This is a genomic window from Thermobacillus composti KWC4 (genome assembly GCF_000227705.2).
GTDB classification, from domain to species: Bacteria; Bacillota; Bacilli; order Paenibacillales; family Paenibacillaceae; genus Thermobacillus; species Thermobacillus xylanilyticus.
Map to the genome: position 1 here is coordinate 2,454,702 of NC_019897.1, position 14,752 is coordinate 2,469,453.

The window sequence follows — 14,752 nt, forward strand, 5'->3', positions numbered from 1 at the left end:
TTCACGGGATCGTTTCAAGTCTGTCGATGACCGGGCCCGGCAACCGCCTTGCCGCCTTACAGCCCGAACAGTTCCTGAAGCTTGTGCCACAGCGGCGGCCCCAGCACGATCAGTCCGGCCGCGGCGGCGAACATCGCTGCGACGAGCACGCCCCCCGCGGCCGCGTCCTTCGCCGCTTTCGCCAGCGGATGGCGTTCCGGGCTGACGAGGTCGACGACGCGCTCCACCGCCGTGTTGACCAGCTCGAGGCTGATCACAAGCCCGCACAGAGCGAGCAGGACAGCCCATTCCACGGGCCGGATATCGAGCCAGATCGCGAGCAGCACGACGGCGGCCGCCGCGATCAGATGGATGCGCATGTTCCGCTCGTTGCGGACGCCCTGCGCAATGCCGCTTGCCGCAAACCTCAGGCTGGCCAGGAAGCGGCGCATTACCGGGTCAGCCCCGCTTGCTGCAAGATCGCTTCCTGCTTCGCGAACATGACCGCCTCTTCCTCCGCGGTCTGATGGTCGTAGCCGAGCAGATGGAGAAACCCGTGCACAAACAGAAAGCCGATTTCCCGCTCCAGCGAATGGCCGTACTCCTCGCTCTGCGCCTTCGCGCGCTCCAGCGAGATGACGATGTCGCCGAGCATGCCGGAAACCGGATCGGATTCTCCTTCTTCCCATTCGTCAAATATAATGTCCGGCTCGTCGCCTTCCTGCATGGCGAACGACAGCACATCGGTCGGCCGGTCGATGCCCCGGTATTCGCGGTTCAATTCATGGATGCGGGCATCGTCGACGAAGGTGAGCGCCACCTCTCCGTCTTCGATGCCCTCCGCCTCGCCGGCGAGCCGGAGCAGCTGCTCCAGCCGCGCGATCCATCCGTCCTGCAGTTCGATTGTCTCCTGTTCATTGCTCCATTCGAGCGTCAGACCCATTTACGCTTTCTCCTTCGGTTTCACATCTTCGGGATATTCAATGCGCGAATGGAAGATGCCGACCACCGTCTCCTTCAGCGTCTGCGCGATCTTGTCCAATTCTTTCAGCGTCAGGTCGCATTCGTTGAACTGGTTGTCATCCAGCCGGCTCTTGATGATCTTGTGGATCATCGACTCGATCTGCTCGATCGTCGGATTGTGCAGCGAGCGGACGGCCGCTTCCACGCAGTCCGCAATGCCGACGATGGCCGCTTCTTTCGATTGCGCTTTCGGTCCGGGATAGCGGAAATCGTCCTCCGTGAAGTCCGGTTCGACGCCGGCCGCCTCCGCCTGTTTGACCGCCTTGTGGTAGAAATATTTCAGCAGCGTCGTGCCGTGATGCTGTTCCGCGATGTCGCGGATCGGCTTCGGAATGTTGTGCGCCTTGAGCATCTCCACACCGTCGCGCGCGTGGGCGATAATGATGGACCGGCTCAGCTTCGGATCGATCGAATCGTGCGGGTTCTCCATATGATTCTGGTTCTCGATGAAATAACCCGGACGCTTCGTCTTGCCGATGTCGTGATAGAACGAGCCGACGCGGCACAGCAGGCCGTTCGCGCCGATCGCTTCCGCCGCCGCTTCGGACAGGTTGCCGACCATGACGCTGTGGTGATAGGTGCCCGGCGTCTCGGTCAGCAGCTTGCGCAGCAGCGGATGATTCGGGTTCGACAGCTCGATCAGCTTGAGCGCGGACAGAATGCCGAACGACAGCTCGAAGAACGGCATCAGGCCGATGACGAGCACGACGGTGAGCAGCCCGCCGGCGAACGTGCAGGCGGCCGAATAGATGATCTCCATGCGCGGCGGCAGCTCGCCGAACGAGATCAGCGCGAGAACCGCCGCGGTGCCGAACAGGCTGGCCAGCACACCCGCCTTCAGCAGCGTCGAGCGCTGGCCGGCTTTGTGAACGGCGAATACCGCCGCCAGCGAGGCGACCAGGATGACGAAGCCGAACGTGAAGTCGAAAATCCGCCCGCTCTCCGTATTGAACAAAATGCTGCCCGCAGCCGCGAACACGATGGCCGATACGATCGCGAGGTTGAGGTCGAGCAAGAGCGCGATCAGCACCGGTCCAAGCGCGGCAGGCGCCAGATAGCCGAGGTACCAGGTGTCCGATGTCTGGATCAGCGCCACGATCGCCATCGCCAGCAGATTCAGCGCGAAGATCATGAGCAGCATGAGCAGCTGCGAGTTGCCGTATTTCGCGTTCGGGCCGTTGCCGGGCAGACCGACATGCTCCAGGTAGCTGTAAATTGCCAGCGCCGACAGCAGCGCGAAAATGACAAGCCCGAAATACGGCCAGATGTTCGTGGAACTCTTGAGCAGCCCCAGACCTTCCAGCCGTTCATAGATTTCCGGCGTGATCGTCTGGCCTTTCCGGACGACGATGTCGCCTTCCTTGATCACGACGGACGGCGTGTTCTCCCGCGCCTGCGCCCGCGCCTTCTCGGTCGCTTGCTGGTCGTAGAACTTGTTCGGCATGATGGCGAAGCGCGCCAGCTCGGCGGCGATTTCCCGGTCGGTGCGGTCGTCGAGGGAACTGGTGTTGATCATTTCGGCCACTTTCGCGCGGGCGGTCTCGGCATCGGTCAGCTGTTCGGACATCAGCCGGCGCACCGCTTCGGCCGCAACCTGGCGGATGCCCTGCAGCCGCTGGCCGGAGAGCAGCGGCAGCTTGTAGAACGTCTCCTCCGGAATCGTATAGCGCTGCTCCTTCACGTTGCGCGCCATCTCTTCCAGCAGACCGGGATTGTACGTCTCCGAATCGCGGTTGTCGGCGGCGAACTTGTCGACGAACGCATCGTACCTTGCCGGAATTTCGCGGCGATAGATCTCGACCTTGTTGTCGAACGATACATCTGTGTCCGCGTTGAGCTGTTCCATGCGGGCGACGATCTGGTCGACCAGCGTCTCGTTGCGCAATGCCACGATGGAATATTTCGGCTCCACGCTTTCCGCCGCCTGCTCCTTCGCAAGTTCGGTCGCCCGTTCATCCTCCCATTGCCGGGGAGCGGCAATGTCGCGGGTGCTGACGCTGCCGAGTTCCAGATTGTAAGTCTTCGGAATGAGCCGCGGCGACAGAACGGCGCAAAACAGCAACACGAACAGAAGCAGCAGCAGCCAGCGAACCGCCGCGCTCTGCTTCCATCCTGCAGGCCGTCCGTGGTCCGAATCCCGGACCGCCGCACCGCTCATACTCATGCGGCATTCCTCCTTTGCTGCCTGGACGGCGCCGTGTAATTCTCCGGCCGGACCCGCCTGCGGTCCGGGAGTCTCCCTGCCTTGCGGCCGGCCGCGCTATCTTCCGGCCGCCTCTTCTTCCGCGCGCGCATACGCCGAGATGATTTGCTGCACAAGCGAATGGCGGACAACGTCCGACTCGGTGAGTTCGACAAAACCGATCTCCTCGATCCCGCCCAGGATGCGCCGGGCTTCGATCAGGCCGGAATGCTTGCCCCGGGGCAGGTCGATCTGCGTCACGTCGCCCGTGATGACCATTTTGGAACCGAAACCGAGCCGGGTGAGGAACATCTTCATCTGTTCGGGCGTCGTGTTCTGCGCTTCGTCGAGAATGATGAACGAATCGTCCAGCGTCCGGCCGCGCATGTAGGCCAGCGGGGCGACCTCGATGATGCCCCGTTCGAACGCTTTCGCCGACTGATCCGGTCCCATGACGTCATGCAGCGCATCGTACAGCGGTCTGAGATATGGATCGACTTTCTCCTGCAGGTCGCCCGGCAGAAAACCGAGATTTTCGCCCGCTTCCACCGCGGGCCGCGTCAGCACGATCCGCTTGACCTTGCCTTCCTTCAGCGCCGCGACCGCGAGGACGACGGCGAGATAGGTTTTCCCCGTGCCGGCCGGTCCGATGCCGAACACGATGTCTTTCTTCCGGATCTCCTGGACGTAGCGGCGCTGGCCGAGCGTCTTGAACTGGATCGGCTTGCCCCGGTACGTCGTCGTGATGGACGTTTTGAACAGATCGAGCAGCTCGTCCGCCTTCAGTTCCCGCGCCAGTTCCAGCGCGTAGGCGAAATCGCGCTCGGAAGGCGTGTAGCCTCCCCGGACAAGCTCCAGCAGCACGCTGTAGAGCTGCTCGAGGGCAGCCAGCTCATGCTCCGGACCCGTGATGACAATTTCGGCGTCCCGGGAACGGATCTCCGCTTCCATCCCGCGCTCGACGAGCCGCAGATACTTGTCCTGCGGACCGAATAAAGCCAGTCCTTCCGCCGCGCTGGCCAGCGGAATTCGGACGGTTCCCGTCTTCTCGTGCAAATCGTCATTCTCCTTGTGGTTGAACTAGCGGCATTTCATCAGTGATCGACTGTTCCACTTCGAACAGTACTTTCATATAAACTTTACCATTCTCGGTCTTTCGATGCAAAATCTTTTCCGCCCGGATCACCGCGTCCGCGCCAGCCTTCCGCAGGATGTCGGCGCGGGCCTGCAGCAGCCCTTCGGCCGCCGCCTCTTCCTCCGTCAACCGCCGCTCCACGAACGTTACTTCCAGCTGCGTCTCCCGGATGCGGCCGATCGGCAGCACGATGCCGCGCCAGGCGGCGTTCTCCTGCCGGAGGACGGACTCGTATTTGGCGAACGGCGGCTCGCCGAACCCGCTGACTTTCAGGCTGCGGTCTCCCAGCACGGCGTGCCAGACCGTGCGCCGCTCGCCCGTGTACGTCTTCGCCTTGCGGACCAGCGGCGACGTGATGTCGTATTCGTGCCAGACGAGGCCCCTCACCGTCCCTTCGGCCGGCACATTCACATGCAAACCATCCCCGCCGAGGATGCCGGAAATCAGGACATCGCCCTTTTTCACGCGCTGATTTTTCTTCACGACGGGACGGCCGCGGGTCGCGGTGATGCGGGTGACGACCGCGTCTTCTTTCGCGATCAGATGCCGGGGGCTGAGCAAGGTCCGCGGCTCCGGCTCGGTCGTCTCGACGATGCGGATCGTAACCAGCGTGCCGCGCTTCTCCACGCCGACCCAGGCCGTTCCGGGCAGCACGGTGTTCAGCCTGCGCGACAATTCTTCGGCTCCCGGAAGCCGGAACGACCACTGGAAGACGTGCAACCCTTCCGCCCGCGCCGCCGCCAAAATCTGCTCGTCCGTCAGCCGCTCGTTCCCTTCGATCTCGATGCGCCAGATGAGCGAGGAGAGCAGATAGAGTCCGATGAAAAACAACACGAGCCCCGCCGCGAAGAACTTCCTCCGGCCGATCCGCGCCAATTGAAACGGCAGCCCGCGCTTTCCGACGATCCTGAGCCGACAGCCTGTCCGGCGCAAATGCGGACGCAGCCGGAAAAAGTCGCCCACCGTCACGATGCATTCGATCTCCCCCGGGCTTGTCCGGCGCAAGGCGAGCAATTCGATTCCGTCCCCCGCCGCATCGCTCAGCAGCCGTTCCGTCCCGGAGCCGGCGATGCGGACCGTCACACAGCCGCGCACGGCATGAAACCATGTTACCTTCACCCGTTCCACGCCCCTTATCCGTTGATCGAAACTTGCGTAATGATGCCCTCCACGAACACTTCTTCCGTCCAGATTCCGCGGATGACCAGATCCTTTCCCGACACCTCGAGCTTGCCGTTCGGCAACGCAAGCCGCAGCATGTCCGGCGAGAAATGGAGCACGCCCCGGTGGTTCTCGATATAGAGCTGCCGGTCGCCGATCATCGTAAGGCGCGGCAGATCGAACACGACATCCTGCGGAAGTTCGAGCACCCGGGCTGTCCATTGGCGCAAGCGGTGGTTGATTCGGCGCATGGCGGATCCGCTCCCTCCCTTGTACCTTACAAAACTATGCGGCGGGCTGCGGAAATATGAGGGGAGCGGGGGCCGGAGCAGGGTGTGCGAACGGGCAGATTTTCACCAGCTGCACTTCTGACACACAAAAACCAAAACCCCCTTGCTGTTCGGCAAGGGGGTAAAACGTCTCAGCGCCCGATGCGGCGCCGGCCGTGCGGGGAACGCGCGCGCGGCGGGCCGAGAATTTCGGCCCAGAGGACGGCTTGACGCAGTTCCTCCTGTCCGGCGATCGGACGGCCGGACGCCCGCTCCACCTGCAGGGCGGGCGCGACACGGGAAGCGCCGTCAATCGCTGCGGAAGCGGAATCAGCCGCTTCATGGGCTGCTGTCGACGCTGATGCGCCCGGGGAAGCGGCCGGCGGCGACGGCTCCATGCGGACCGGACGCGGGTCCGCCATCCGCTCCCGCGCCTCCTGCGGCTGCGCGGGCCTCCATTCGCGCGGAAATGCGGGTTCCCCTCCGCCGGCATCCCTGCGTTCCGGACGCCGCGAAAGATCGGTGCGGCCGCGCATTTCGCCGGAACGGCCGGAACCGCTCGGCATCCCCCGCCCGGGCGCCGGCCAGCCGCCGGGACCGCCGCCGAAATCCGGCATCCGGTTACCGCCGCCTTTCCGGCCGGTCCGGCCGAGCATGGAGAACAGGAAGAAAAGCAGAATGATCGTCAGAAACGGGTTATCGAACAGAAACGAGAGGATCGCTTCCATCGTTCACCTCCGCGCCGGCAACCGCCGCATCATGCTTCCTCATCATTGTTCGCCGGTCTGCCGGACTTGCCGATCGAATCACGCATCAGCGTGTCGGCTTCGATGTTGCGCATGTTCAGCACGTCCATATAGCCAATTTTGCCGCCGCGCAGCGCTTCGGCCATTGCGCGCGGCACCTCGGCCTCGGATTCGACGACCTTCGCGCGCATCTCGACGACGCGGGCGCGCATCTCCTGCTCGAGCGCGACCGCCATCGCGCGGCGCTCCTCCGCCTTCGCCTGGGCGATCCGCTTGTCGGCTTCCGCCTGCTCCGTCTGGAGCTGCGCGCCGATGTTCTTGCCGATGTCCACGTCCGCGATGTCGATCGACAGAATTTCGAACGCCGTGCCGGCGTCGAGCCCCTTGTTCAGCACCGTGCGCGAGATCATGTCCGGATTCTCGAGCACTTCCTTGTGCGAGTCGGCGGAACCGTTCGTGCTGACGATGCCTTCGCCGACGCGGGCGATGATCGTCTCTTCGCCGGCGCCGCCGACGAGCCGGTCGATGTTCGCCCGCACCGTCACCCGCGCACGGACCTTGACCTCAATGCCGTCCTTCGCGACCGCCGAGACGAACGGCGTCTCGATGACGCGCGGGTTGACGCTCATCTGCACCGCCTGCAGCACGTCACGGCCGGCGAGGTCGATCGCCGCCGCCCGCTCGAAGCCGAGCGGAATGTTCGCCCGCTGCGCCGCGATCAGCGCGTTGACGACGCGGTCGACATTGCCGCCGGCGAGGTAATGGCTTTCCAGCTGGTTGATCGTCAGCCCCAACCCGGCTTTCGTCGCCTTGATGAGCGGGTTCACGATCCGGCTCGGCACGACGCGGCGAAGCCGCATGGCGACCAGCGTGATCATGCTGATGCGGACGCCGGACGCCAGCGCCGAGATCCAGAGCATGACCGGAACAAAGCTGAAAAACACGAACAACGCGACAACGACCAATGCCACAACCACGAAAATCGCAATGAGCGAATTCGGATCCATTTTCCAACCTCCGCGATCCGCGGCCCTGAAGCCGCATGTTATTCGTCTTTCGACTCTTTCACCACGACCCGCAGACCTTCCGCGCGCACCACCCTGACCCGCGCGCCGGGCTCGACAAAGCCGCCTTCCGACACGGCGTCGATCCGCTCGCCGTCGATCAGGACGACGCCCGCCGGCCGGAGCGGCGTCAGCGCGGTGCCCGACTTTCCTGTCAGGTCCGTACGCGCTTCCGTCGACAGATAGCCTTCCTCGGACGTAAGCGATTCACGCAGAATGAATTTGTTCCAGACGCCCCGCTTGCGGAAAATGTAGCCCGCGATCGCAGCCAGCACCGCCGCCGCCCCGAAAGCATAGAGCAGGGTGGTGACGGCGTCGCCGGCATCGTAAGCGGCGGTGGCGATGCCGCCGATGATCGCCGCCCCGCCGAGAATGCCGAGAATCCCGTAGCTCGGCACGAACAGTTCCAGCACGAGCAGGATGATGCCGGCGACGAACAGGGCGACGGACTCCATGCCGGCGAATCCCGCCACGTATTGGCCGAAGAAGTACAGCACCAGCGCCAGAAGGCCGACGATTCCCGGAACGCCGAATCCCGGCACCAGCATCTCGATGACGATGCCGGCGATGCCGATGATCAGAAGCAGCAGCATGACGCCGGGCTGCGTCAGCACCCGGGCGGCCCGTTCGGCAAGCGAAGGGTCGACATGGACGACGGCGCGCTGCTCCAGACCGAGCCATGCGATCACGTCTTCCACCGAATCGGCCAGATGATCGGCATAGCCGACGCGAAGCGCCTCTTCCGCGGTCAGCGTCAGAATGCCGCCCGGGTCCCGGCCGATGCCGGGGATCTCGCCCCGGTAATTCGGGTCGGCCATCGCGGCGGCGATGTTCGGGTCGCGCCCGGACGCTTCCGCCGCGTCCCGCATTTCCGCCGTCCAAGCCGAGATCTGCTTCGGATTGTCCACCAGATTGCCGGCCGCGTCCACCATGGCCGCCGCGCCGATAGAGCTGCCCGGCCGCATGACGATCTGATCCGCGTTGAGCGCGATGTACGCGCCCGCAGAGAACGCCTTGCTCTCCACGAAAGCGGTGACCGGGACCGGGCTTGCGCCAACCAGATCGCCGATGTTCTGCGCGTTCTCCAGCCGGCCTCCGTTCGTGTTGATGACGAGCACGATGCGTTCGGCCCGCGCTTCTTCCGCTTCGCGGAACGCCCGCTTCAGGAACGCCTCGAGCCCGGATTCAATCGTCTGTCGGACCGGGATGACGTAAACAGCCGGACCGGCGCCGCCCGCGCCCGAATCCGCGGCCTGCACTGCGGGGACGATCGCCGCCAGCAGCGCGGCGATCAGCATCAAGGCCGCAGCCGCCGCCCGCAGCCGGCTTCTTAAGTTCAACGGTCGCATGCACCTCGCCTCCCTCGAAGTTTAGATTATGCCGTGCGGGCGAAACTTTCGCAGCCGGCGGATTCAACGCTTTCACAGTATGTACCGGATCGCAGCGCCCGAATCGAGTAGGAGGGGGCGGCTAGCCCCCGACCTCTCACACCACCGTACATGCGGGTCCGCATACGGCGGTTCCGAAAGGTTAACAAAGTTCCAGGTAACGAGAAAGCAGACTTTTCAGCCCTTTCGCTTCCCAGTAGGAAGTCGGAAGGGCATTGTTTGTGTTACGGGACATTTCCCACGGACCACGGCGTGAGTTCGCCATCATTCGAGCCGCCCATTCGGGCACGCCGAGTGCACGGAGATTACACAATCTGGTCTTGGGTCTCTTCCATTGTTTCCACAGACACATGCGTAGTCGCCTGCGCATCCATGCGTCGAGGTTACCACAGTGGTTCTTGGCGGCAGCCAGACGGAAATAACCGATCCATCCCATCATGAAGCGGTTCAGTCGGTTAATCCGTTCTTCCATCGTCAGCGGGCGCGAGCGGTCCGTTATCTCCCGGACTTTCTTCTTGAAACGCTGAATCGTCCTGGGTGCCAACCGGACCGTTGCCTGCTTGTTCGACAGGAAGCTGAAGCCGAGGTAACTTTCGGTTCCACGGCCGGTCTACCGCGCTTTTGTCCCGATTCACTTTCAGTTTCAGCTTTCCTTCCACAAATCGGATCACCGATTCCATGACCCGTTCCCCGGCACGCTTGCTGGCCACGAAAATGTTGCAATCGTCCGCATAGCGGACGAAGTGCAGTCCTCGTCTGGTCAGTTCTTTGTCCAAATCGTCCAGCAGGATGTTGGCGAGCAACGGGCTGAGCGGGCCGCCTTGCGGCGTGCCTTCCTCCGACCGTACGACCACGCCCCCGGTCATCACCCCGGCGTTCAGGTAAGCGCGAATCAGTTTGAGCACGCGCTTGTCCTCTATCCTCCGCGCCACTCTCGCCATCAGGATGTCGTGGTTCACACGGTCGAAGAACTTCTCCAGATCCATGTCCACGACCCAGCGGAGGCCGCTTTGGATATACTGCTGCGCTTGCCTTACCGCATCATGCGCGCGCTTCCCCGGCCGGAAGCCGTAGCTGTGCCATGAGAAATGCGGGTCAAAGATCGGCTCCATCACTTGCAGAAGCGCTTGCTGGAGAAGACGGTCCATCGCGGTCGGGATGCCGAGCAGCCGTACGCCGCCTCCGGGTTTGGGGATTTCCACTCCCTTCCTGCAGGCCGCTCACTTCACCTTTTGGGCTTATAGAGTGCCTCTTTACGGAATTGTTCCGTGCAGGGGAGGGTCTCCCCAGTTCACGGTATCTTCTTTCATGTCGTGCCGCTCCCTCTACGCCGGAGGATTCTTCGCTGCCGCTCCAGGTTCCCGGCAGCTTCCGTGGCCTTCGCCCATGTACGCGGGGCTCGGCTTCCTCTTTTCCCTCTTGCGAGGCCTTTTTGACGACGCGGCAGGATTCACTTGATGTTACGGCCTGACATGTTGCTCGCCCTGTCTCTGACAGGTACTTCCGTCGATGCGCTCCTACGCACGGATTTCGCCGTACGCAGGCATCCTGGCTACACGGGGACTTGGCCCCTCCCGTGGCCGGACTTTCACCGGCTAGAAGATACGTGCTTTCTGGGCACGCCGTACAGCAGAAAAGCGCTCCGTAACGGAGCGCTTTGCTTGCTTTTGTCAACTGAGATGCTTCGACACGATCTGGTTGACCAGCTTGCCGTCAGCGCGGCCTTTCACCTTCGGCATCAGGGCTGCCATCACTTTGCCCATGTCGGCTTTGGAAGAAGCGCCGGTCTCCTGAATCGTCTGCTGTACGAGGGCTGTCACTTCTTCGTCCGTCAGCGGCTTGGGAAGGTATGCGCTGATGATCTCAATTTCGGCGGATGCCTGCTCCGCCAGATCGGTGCGGCCGGCTGTCTCGAAATCCTGGAGGGAATCCCTGCGCTGCTTGATCTCGCGGCTCAGGACATCGATCACTTCGCTGTCGTCAAGCGCCCGCTTGCGTTCGATCTCCTGGTTCTTGATCGCCGCGCGAACCATTCGCAGGACGGAAAGTTTGAATTTGTCCTGGCTTTTCATTGCCAGTTTCAAGTCTTCGTTCAACCGTTCAGCGAGGGTCATCGTGGGAAGATCCTCCTATTACTTTCTCTTGCGCGCAGCCTCGGACTTCTTCTTGCGTCTTACGCTCGGCTTCTCGTAGTGCTTGCGTTTCCGGATTTCGGCCAGAACGCCGTCCTTCGCAATGGAACGCTTGAAGCGGCGCAGCGCAGCGTCAATGGTTTCGTTCTTGCGAACTCTTGTCTCGGACACCCGTCTTCCCTCCCTCCGGAACGGACCGCAGCCGTACAGCAAACACGGTTATCAAATTTCATTATAGGGGATCGGAAAAGGCAGTGTCAACTTACGTCAGGCTGTACGAGCGCTCCCAGTTTCCGTCCCGCGAGCAGGTGGACGTGCAGGTGATAGACGACTTGTCCGCCGTCCCGGTTCACGTTGTTCACGAGCCGGTAACCGGACTCGGCGACACCGAGATCGGCCGCGATTTTCCGCGCCGCGGCGAAAATCTTGGCGATGAGCGCTCCGTCTTCGTCCGTTACGTCGTTCATGGTCGCGATGTGCTTCTTCGGAATGATCAGCACATGGACCGGAGCGGCCGGCTGGATGTCGCGGAACGCCAGCACGTCGTCGTCTTCGTACACCTTCGTGGACGGCAGCGAACCCTCAACGATTTTGCAGAAAATGCAATCCGACATCAAGGCTTCCTCCCGTTTTCAAATGCCTCAAGGCGCGCGTCCGTGCCGAATGCCGGAACGTTGCGCCGCCGGCGGCATTTTTTTCTTCCATTGTAGCGTATAAGCCTCCCCCTCGTCCAATCGGCAGCCCGCCGGCGGGCAGCCGAAACGAATTCATCTCAAATTAATTAGACTATCAGTCTAAATTGAGATGGATTCCGCCACCCATCCGTCGTATAATAGACACAAAACCGTCACAAAATCACGTTGGGAAAGGCGGCTGACGGTCCGTGCGCGCCTCCACGCGAAAGAAGAAATATCTGGTCGCGGAGACGGCGTTCCGCCTGTTCCGCGAGCGCGGTTACGACAATGTGTCCGTCGACGACATCATCGCGGCGACCGGCACGTCCAAGGGCACGTTTTATCATTATTTCAAAAGCAAGGATGAACTGCTCGGCGAACTGCCGCAGCGCCAGCTCGCCGTCCTGGAACGATGGGCGAAGGAGCGGAGCCCGCTGCGGATCGGCTCGGTGGAATCGCATATGTTGCAGCTGTTTTTAGACCTCGGGTCGGTATTGGAGCCGGTGCCGCGCGTTGTGCTTCATCTGGCGGCGGTCAGCGCCGACCAGCCGTATCTCAGGCGGCTGCAAAGCCGGCTGCGGGCCGCTCTGCTGGAGGAGCTGATGCGCTGGCTCGGCGACCGGGACAAGGCGGCGTTTCTGCTGGCCGTCTATGACGGAACGGTCACGGCGTGGCTGAACGGCGAAGGCGCCAGCCTCGAGGAGTTGCTGCGCCGCCGGATGGCCGCCGCCTGGGCCGGCATCCGGCACATGCACGAGGCTGAAGATTGGACAATCGGCCGGGGAGCCGGCGCGAAGGAGGAACATCGAATGAAGATAGCCGTCATCGGCGGCGGCCTGGCGGGACTGACCGCAGCCGCCTATCTGTCGGAACAGCCCGGCATGGAAGGCGTACTGTTCGAGCGCAGCCCGCAGCTCGGCGGCCGCGCATTCACGTACGAGAAAGCGGGATTCACCCTCAATTACGGGGCTCATGCCATTTATGGCATTGACCGGCATACGCTGTCTGTGATCGAGCAGGAACTCGGACTTTCGTTCGGCAGCCGACAGGTCGACAAACGGCGCGTCATGTACGCGAAGAACGGCGAGATCACGACCGCGCCGCTCGACTTCGTCAATCTGATGAAGACGGATCTGCTGGATGCGAAAGGGAAAATGCGGTTCGCCGCCGAAGCGGCGGCGGTTATCGCCAACATCCACACCCTGAAAAATTATCCGACGCTCGGCGACTATCTGGCGGAATCCGGAGCCGATGACACGGTGAAGGAATTGTGGGAGCATCTCGTCTGCTCGAATTTCTTCATCGCGCCGGAGGACGCACGCAAGGTGCCCGGCCACGTCATCAGCGACTATTACCACAACCTGTTCCTGTCCCAGCGACCGGTCAATTACATCCTCGGCAGCTGGGCCGTCATCACGAACCAGCTCAAGCTGAAAATCGAGTCGTCCGGCCGATGGAACATCGCGCTTCAGGAAGGGGCGGAAAGCATCCGCTACGAGAACGGGCGCTATGTGATTGCGACGAAGAAGCGGGAAGATGTGTTCGACCGCGTCATTTTCGCCATGCCGGTCCAGCAGGTGGCCAAACTGCTCAAGGGCACGCCGTGGGAACCGTTCCTCGCGCCGTATGAAAACAACCGTCCGACCGAGGTCATGGTGTACGACATCGGGCTCAGCCGGATCGTGGCGCGTCCGTTCAGCTACATCAGCGACCTCGACAGCAAAATGTTCATCACCGACGTCTCCGCCACGGATGACACGCTGGTGCCGGAAGGGGGCCAGCTGCTGCAAGGCGTCGCCTATCTGGCGGACGACGCGTTCGAGAACGAGGAGCAGCGCAAAGCCTATCTGGATGAGCGCCTGGCCGGCATGGAGGCGCTGTTCGACCGGCATTATCCAGGCTGGCGCGATGCCGTCGTCGTCAAGCGCGTCTCCAAGAAGGCGATGGTGCAGAGCGTCAAGCATACGGCGGACAACCGGCTGCTGCCGGTGCGGCTCGAGAGCGTGCCGTTCTACTTCTGCGGCGACGGCTGCGAAGGCAAGGGCGAACTCGCCGAACGCGCCTTCTCCAGCGCGCGCAAGGCGGCCGAGCTGCTCGCGGCCGAACTGAAGCCGCTGGCCGCGGCGACGCGGTGAAGTCGGTTTTTGCATCACATGGCCCCTCCCCAGAGATAGGAGGCCAATCTGGTGCAAATGTGCACTACATGATGCCTTTACGGAATTTTGACAGCCAATCTGGTGCAGATGTGCACTACATGGCAGAAAGCGGGAACGCTCCCCATTCGGGGAGGATCCCGCTTTCCGTCTGTTTACGGTCTGCTTCGGTCGGTTTCGATCTGCCCGGTCGGTTTTTATTATCCATCTGCCCAGTCCTTCAGCGCCTGCGCGGCTTCGGCCGCGGCGTCGATCCAGCGTCCGCCCGCCGCCAGCTGCATGGCCGCCATGTCCGTCAGATCGTCCGGCACATGCACGCTGTCGGCGGACGAGGCCAAGCTGCCGAGCAGCGCCTTGAGTCCGTCCAGCTCCCGGAGTTCCGCTTCCGACAGCGGCTCCGTGTGCGCGCCGAGTTCGCGAAGCTTCGCGTATGCGGCTTGCAGCCCGGACAGCGCGGCTTCTTCGATCGCCTTCACTTGCGAGCCCGCGGGTTTGCCTGCCGCCGCCCCGATGAGCCGCGCGACCGCCGGGAGCCCCGCCGACAGATCGCCTTCCAGCTCCACCTTGATGCGAACGCGATCCGCTCCCTGCGCAAGCATAAGCTGGTCCAGCGTCCGGCTGGCGGAGGCGAGGGAAACGGCTGCCGCGGTCAGATCCCCGGCAAGCTGATGGCCTTCCGCTTCCCGCCGGTCGCGGCCGTCCTGCAGCACCAGCGTATACAGATAGACGTTGCCGATCAGGCTGAGCACGAGCAGCACGGACACAACCGGCGCGTACCAGCCGCGCCTGCCGGTCGTCTCGCGATCAAGCTCGTCTCCATGCGTAGTCTTGTCGTCCATGATGATC

Annotated in this window: 14 protein-coding genes and 1 pseudogene; 1 reads left to right on the plus strand and 14 read right to left on the minus strand. The window is 62.7% G+C overall.

Features of this window, described 5'->3' with window-relative positions; genetic code table 11:
• Positions 1-56 precede the first annotated feature (56 nt).
• The 13 genes and pseudogenes from THECO_RS11535 to THECO_RS11595 form a co-directional block, all read right to left on the minus strand.
• The gene (locus THECO_RS11535) at positions 57-431 is read right to left on the minus strand and encodes a diacylglycerol kinase family protein (protein WP_015255221.1); all 375 of its coding nucleotides are present in this window, start codon (positions 429-431) and stop codon (positions 57-59) included.
• Entirely contained in the window at positions 431-922 is a 492-nt protein-coding gene (gene ybeY, locus THECO_RS11540; protein WP_015255222.1) for an rRNA maturation RNase YbeY, read from the minus strand. Before ybeY ends, THECO_RS11535 begins: the two co-directional genes overlap by 1 nt.
• Positions 923-3,166: an HD family phosphohydrolase gene (locus THECO_RS11545; RefSeq protein WP_015255223.1), complete on the minus strand. Its 2,244-nt coding sequence runs from the start codon at positions 3,164-3,166 to the stop codon at positions 923-925. It lies immediately after the preceding gene.
• A 96-nt stretch (positions 3,167-3,262) separates the two neighbouring features.
• Entirely contained in the window at positions 3,263-4,240 is a 978-nt protein-coding gene (locus THECO_RS11550) for a PhoH family protein (RefSeq protein WP_015255224.1), read from the minus strand.
• 4 nt (positions 4,241-4,244) lie between these two features.
• On the minus strand, positions 4,245-5,438 hold the full coding sequence (gene yqfD, locus THECO_RS11555) for a sporulation protein YqfD (RefSeq protein ID WP_041854403.1): 1,194 nt from the start codon (positions 5,436-5,438) through the stop codon (positions 4,245-4,247).
• 14 nt (positions 5,439-5,452) lie between these two features.
• A complete protein-coding gene (gene yqfC, locus THECO_RS11560) occupies positions 5,453-5,731 on the minus strand; it encodes a sporulation protein YqfC (RefSeq protein ID WP_015255226.1) in 279 nt (92 codons plus the stop codon).
• Between the two features lie 170 nt (positions 5,732-5,901).
• Positions 5,902-6,477 (minus strand): hypothetical protein, encoded by a 576-nt coding sequence (locus tag THECO_RS11565; RefSeq protein WP_015255227.1) that lies wholly within the window; start codon positions 6,475-6,477, stop codon positions 5,902-5,904.
• Positions 6,478-6,506: 29 nt separating this feature from the next.
• On the minus strand, positions 6,507-7,502 hold the full coding sequence (gene floA / locus THECO_RS11570) for a flotillin-like protein FloA (RefSeq protein ID WP_015255228.1): 996 nt from the start codon (positions 7,500-7,502) through the stop codon (positions 6,507-6,509).
• A 38-nt stretch (positions 7,503-7,540) separates the two neighbouring features.
• Entirely contained in the window at positions 7,541-8,908 is a 1,368-nt protein-coding gene (locus THECO_RS11575; RefSeq protein ID WP_015255229.1) for an NfeD family protein, read from the minus strand.
• A gap of 181 nt (positions 8,909-9,089) precedes the next feature.
• Positions 9,090-10,149, minus strand: a pseudogene (ltrA, locus tag THECO_RS22010) (group II intron reverse transcriptase/maturase); the annotation flags it as partial.
• A 468-nt stretch (positions 10,150-10,617) separates the two neighbouring features.
• Complete coding sequence (locus THECO_RS11585) at positions 10,618-11,061, minus strand: GatB/YqeY domain-containing protein (RefSeq protein WP_015255230.1); 444 nt, start codon at positions 11,059-11,061, stop codon at positions 10,618-10,620.
• Between the two features lie 18 nt (positions 11,062-11,079).
• Entirely contained in the window at positions 11,080-11,250 is a 171-nt protein-coding gene (gene rpsU / locus THECO_RS11590) for a 30S ribosomal protein S21 (protein ID WP_015255231.1), read from the minus strand.
• Positions 11,251-11,336: 86 nt separating this feature from the next.
• Positions 11,337-11,693, minus strand: a complete 357-nt coding sequence (locus THECO_RS11595; RefSeq protein ID WP_015255232.1) for a histidine triad nucleotide-binding protein — start codon at positions 11,691-11,693, stop codon at positions 11,337-11,339.
• A 269-nt stretch (positions 11,694-11,962) separates the two neighbouring features.
• Here THECO_RS11595 and THECO_RS11600 point away from each other — a divergent pair, with 269 nt between their 5' ends.
• Positions 11,963-13,888 carry an FAD-dependent oxidoreductase gene (locus THECO_RS11600; protein ID WP_015255233.1) on the plus strand — a complete coding sequence of 642 codons (1,926 nt, stop codon included), beginning with the start codon at positions 11,963-11,965 and terminating at the stop codon, positions 13,886-13,888.
• 218 nt (positions 13,889-14,106) lie between these two features.
• Here the strand turns inward: THECO_RS11600 and THECO_RS11605 are convergent, their stop codons facing one another.
• On the minus strand, positions 14,107-14,745 hold the full coding sequence (locus THECO_RS11605) for a hypothetical protein (RefSeq protein WP_015255234.1): 639 nt from the start codon (positions 14,743-14,745) through the stop codon (positions 14,107-14,109).
• Between the last annotated feature and the right edge of the window lie 7 nt (positions 14,746-14,752).

What these genes read in the sequence shown, in the direction of transcription:
- THECO_RS11535 (WP_015255221.1), bottom strand. Translation starts at nt 431, where the DNA reads ATGCGCCGCTTCCTGGCCAGCCTGAGGTTTGCGGCAAGCGGCATTGCG.
- ybeY (WP_015255222.1), bottom strand. Translation starts at nt 922, where the DNA reads ATGGGTCTGACGCTCGAATGGAGCAATGAACAGGAGACAATCGAACTG.
- THECO_RS11545 (WP_015255223.1), bottom strand. Translation starts at nt 3,166, where the DNA reads ATGAGTATGAGCGGTGCGGCGGTCCGGGATTCGGACCACGGACGGCCT.
- yqfC (WP_015255226.1), bottom strand. Translation starts at nt 5,731, where the DNA reads ATGCGCCGAATCAACCACCGCTTGCGCCAATGGACAGCCCGGGTGCTC.
- THECO_RS11565 (WP_015255227.1), bottom strand. Translation starts at nt 6,477, where the DNA reads ATGGAAGCGATCCTCTCGTTTCTGTTCGATAACCCGTTTCTGACGATC.
- floA (WP_015255228.1), bottom strand. Translation starts at nt 7,502, where the DNA reads ATGGATCCGAATTCGCTCATTGCGATTTTCGTGGTTGTGGCATTGGTC.
- THECO_RS11575 (WP_015255229.1), bottom strand. Translation starts at nt 8,908, where the DNA reads ATGCGACCGTTGAACTTAAGAAGCCGGCTGCGGGCGGCGGCTGCGGCC.
- THECO_RS11585 (WP_015255230.1), bottom strand. Translation starts at nt 11,061, where the DNA reads ATGACCCTCGCTGAACGGTTGAACGAAGACTTGAAACTGGCAATGAAA.
- THECO_RS11595 (WP_015255232.1), bottom strand. Translation starts at nt 11,693, where the DNA reads ATGTCGGATTGCATTTTCTGCAAAATCGTTGAGGGTTCGCTGCCGTCC.
- THECO_RS11605 (WP_015255234.1), bottom strand. Translation starts at nt 14,745, where the DNA reads ATGGACGACAAGACTACGCATGGAGACGAGCTTGATCGCGAGACGACC.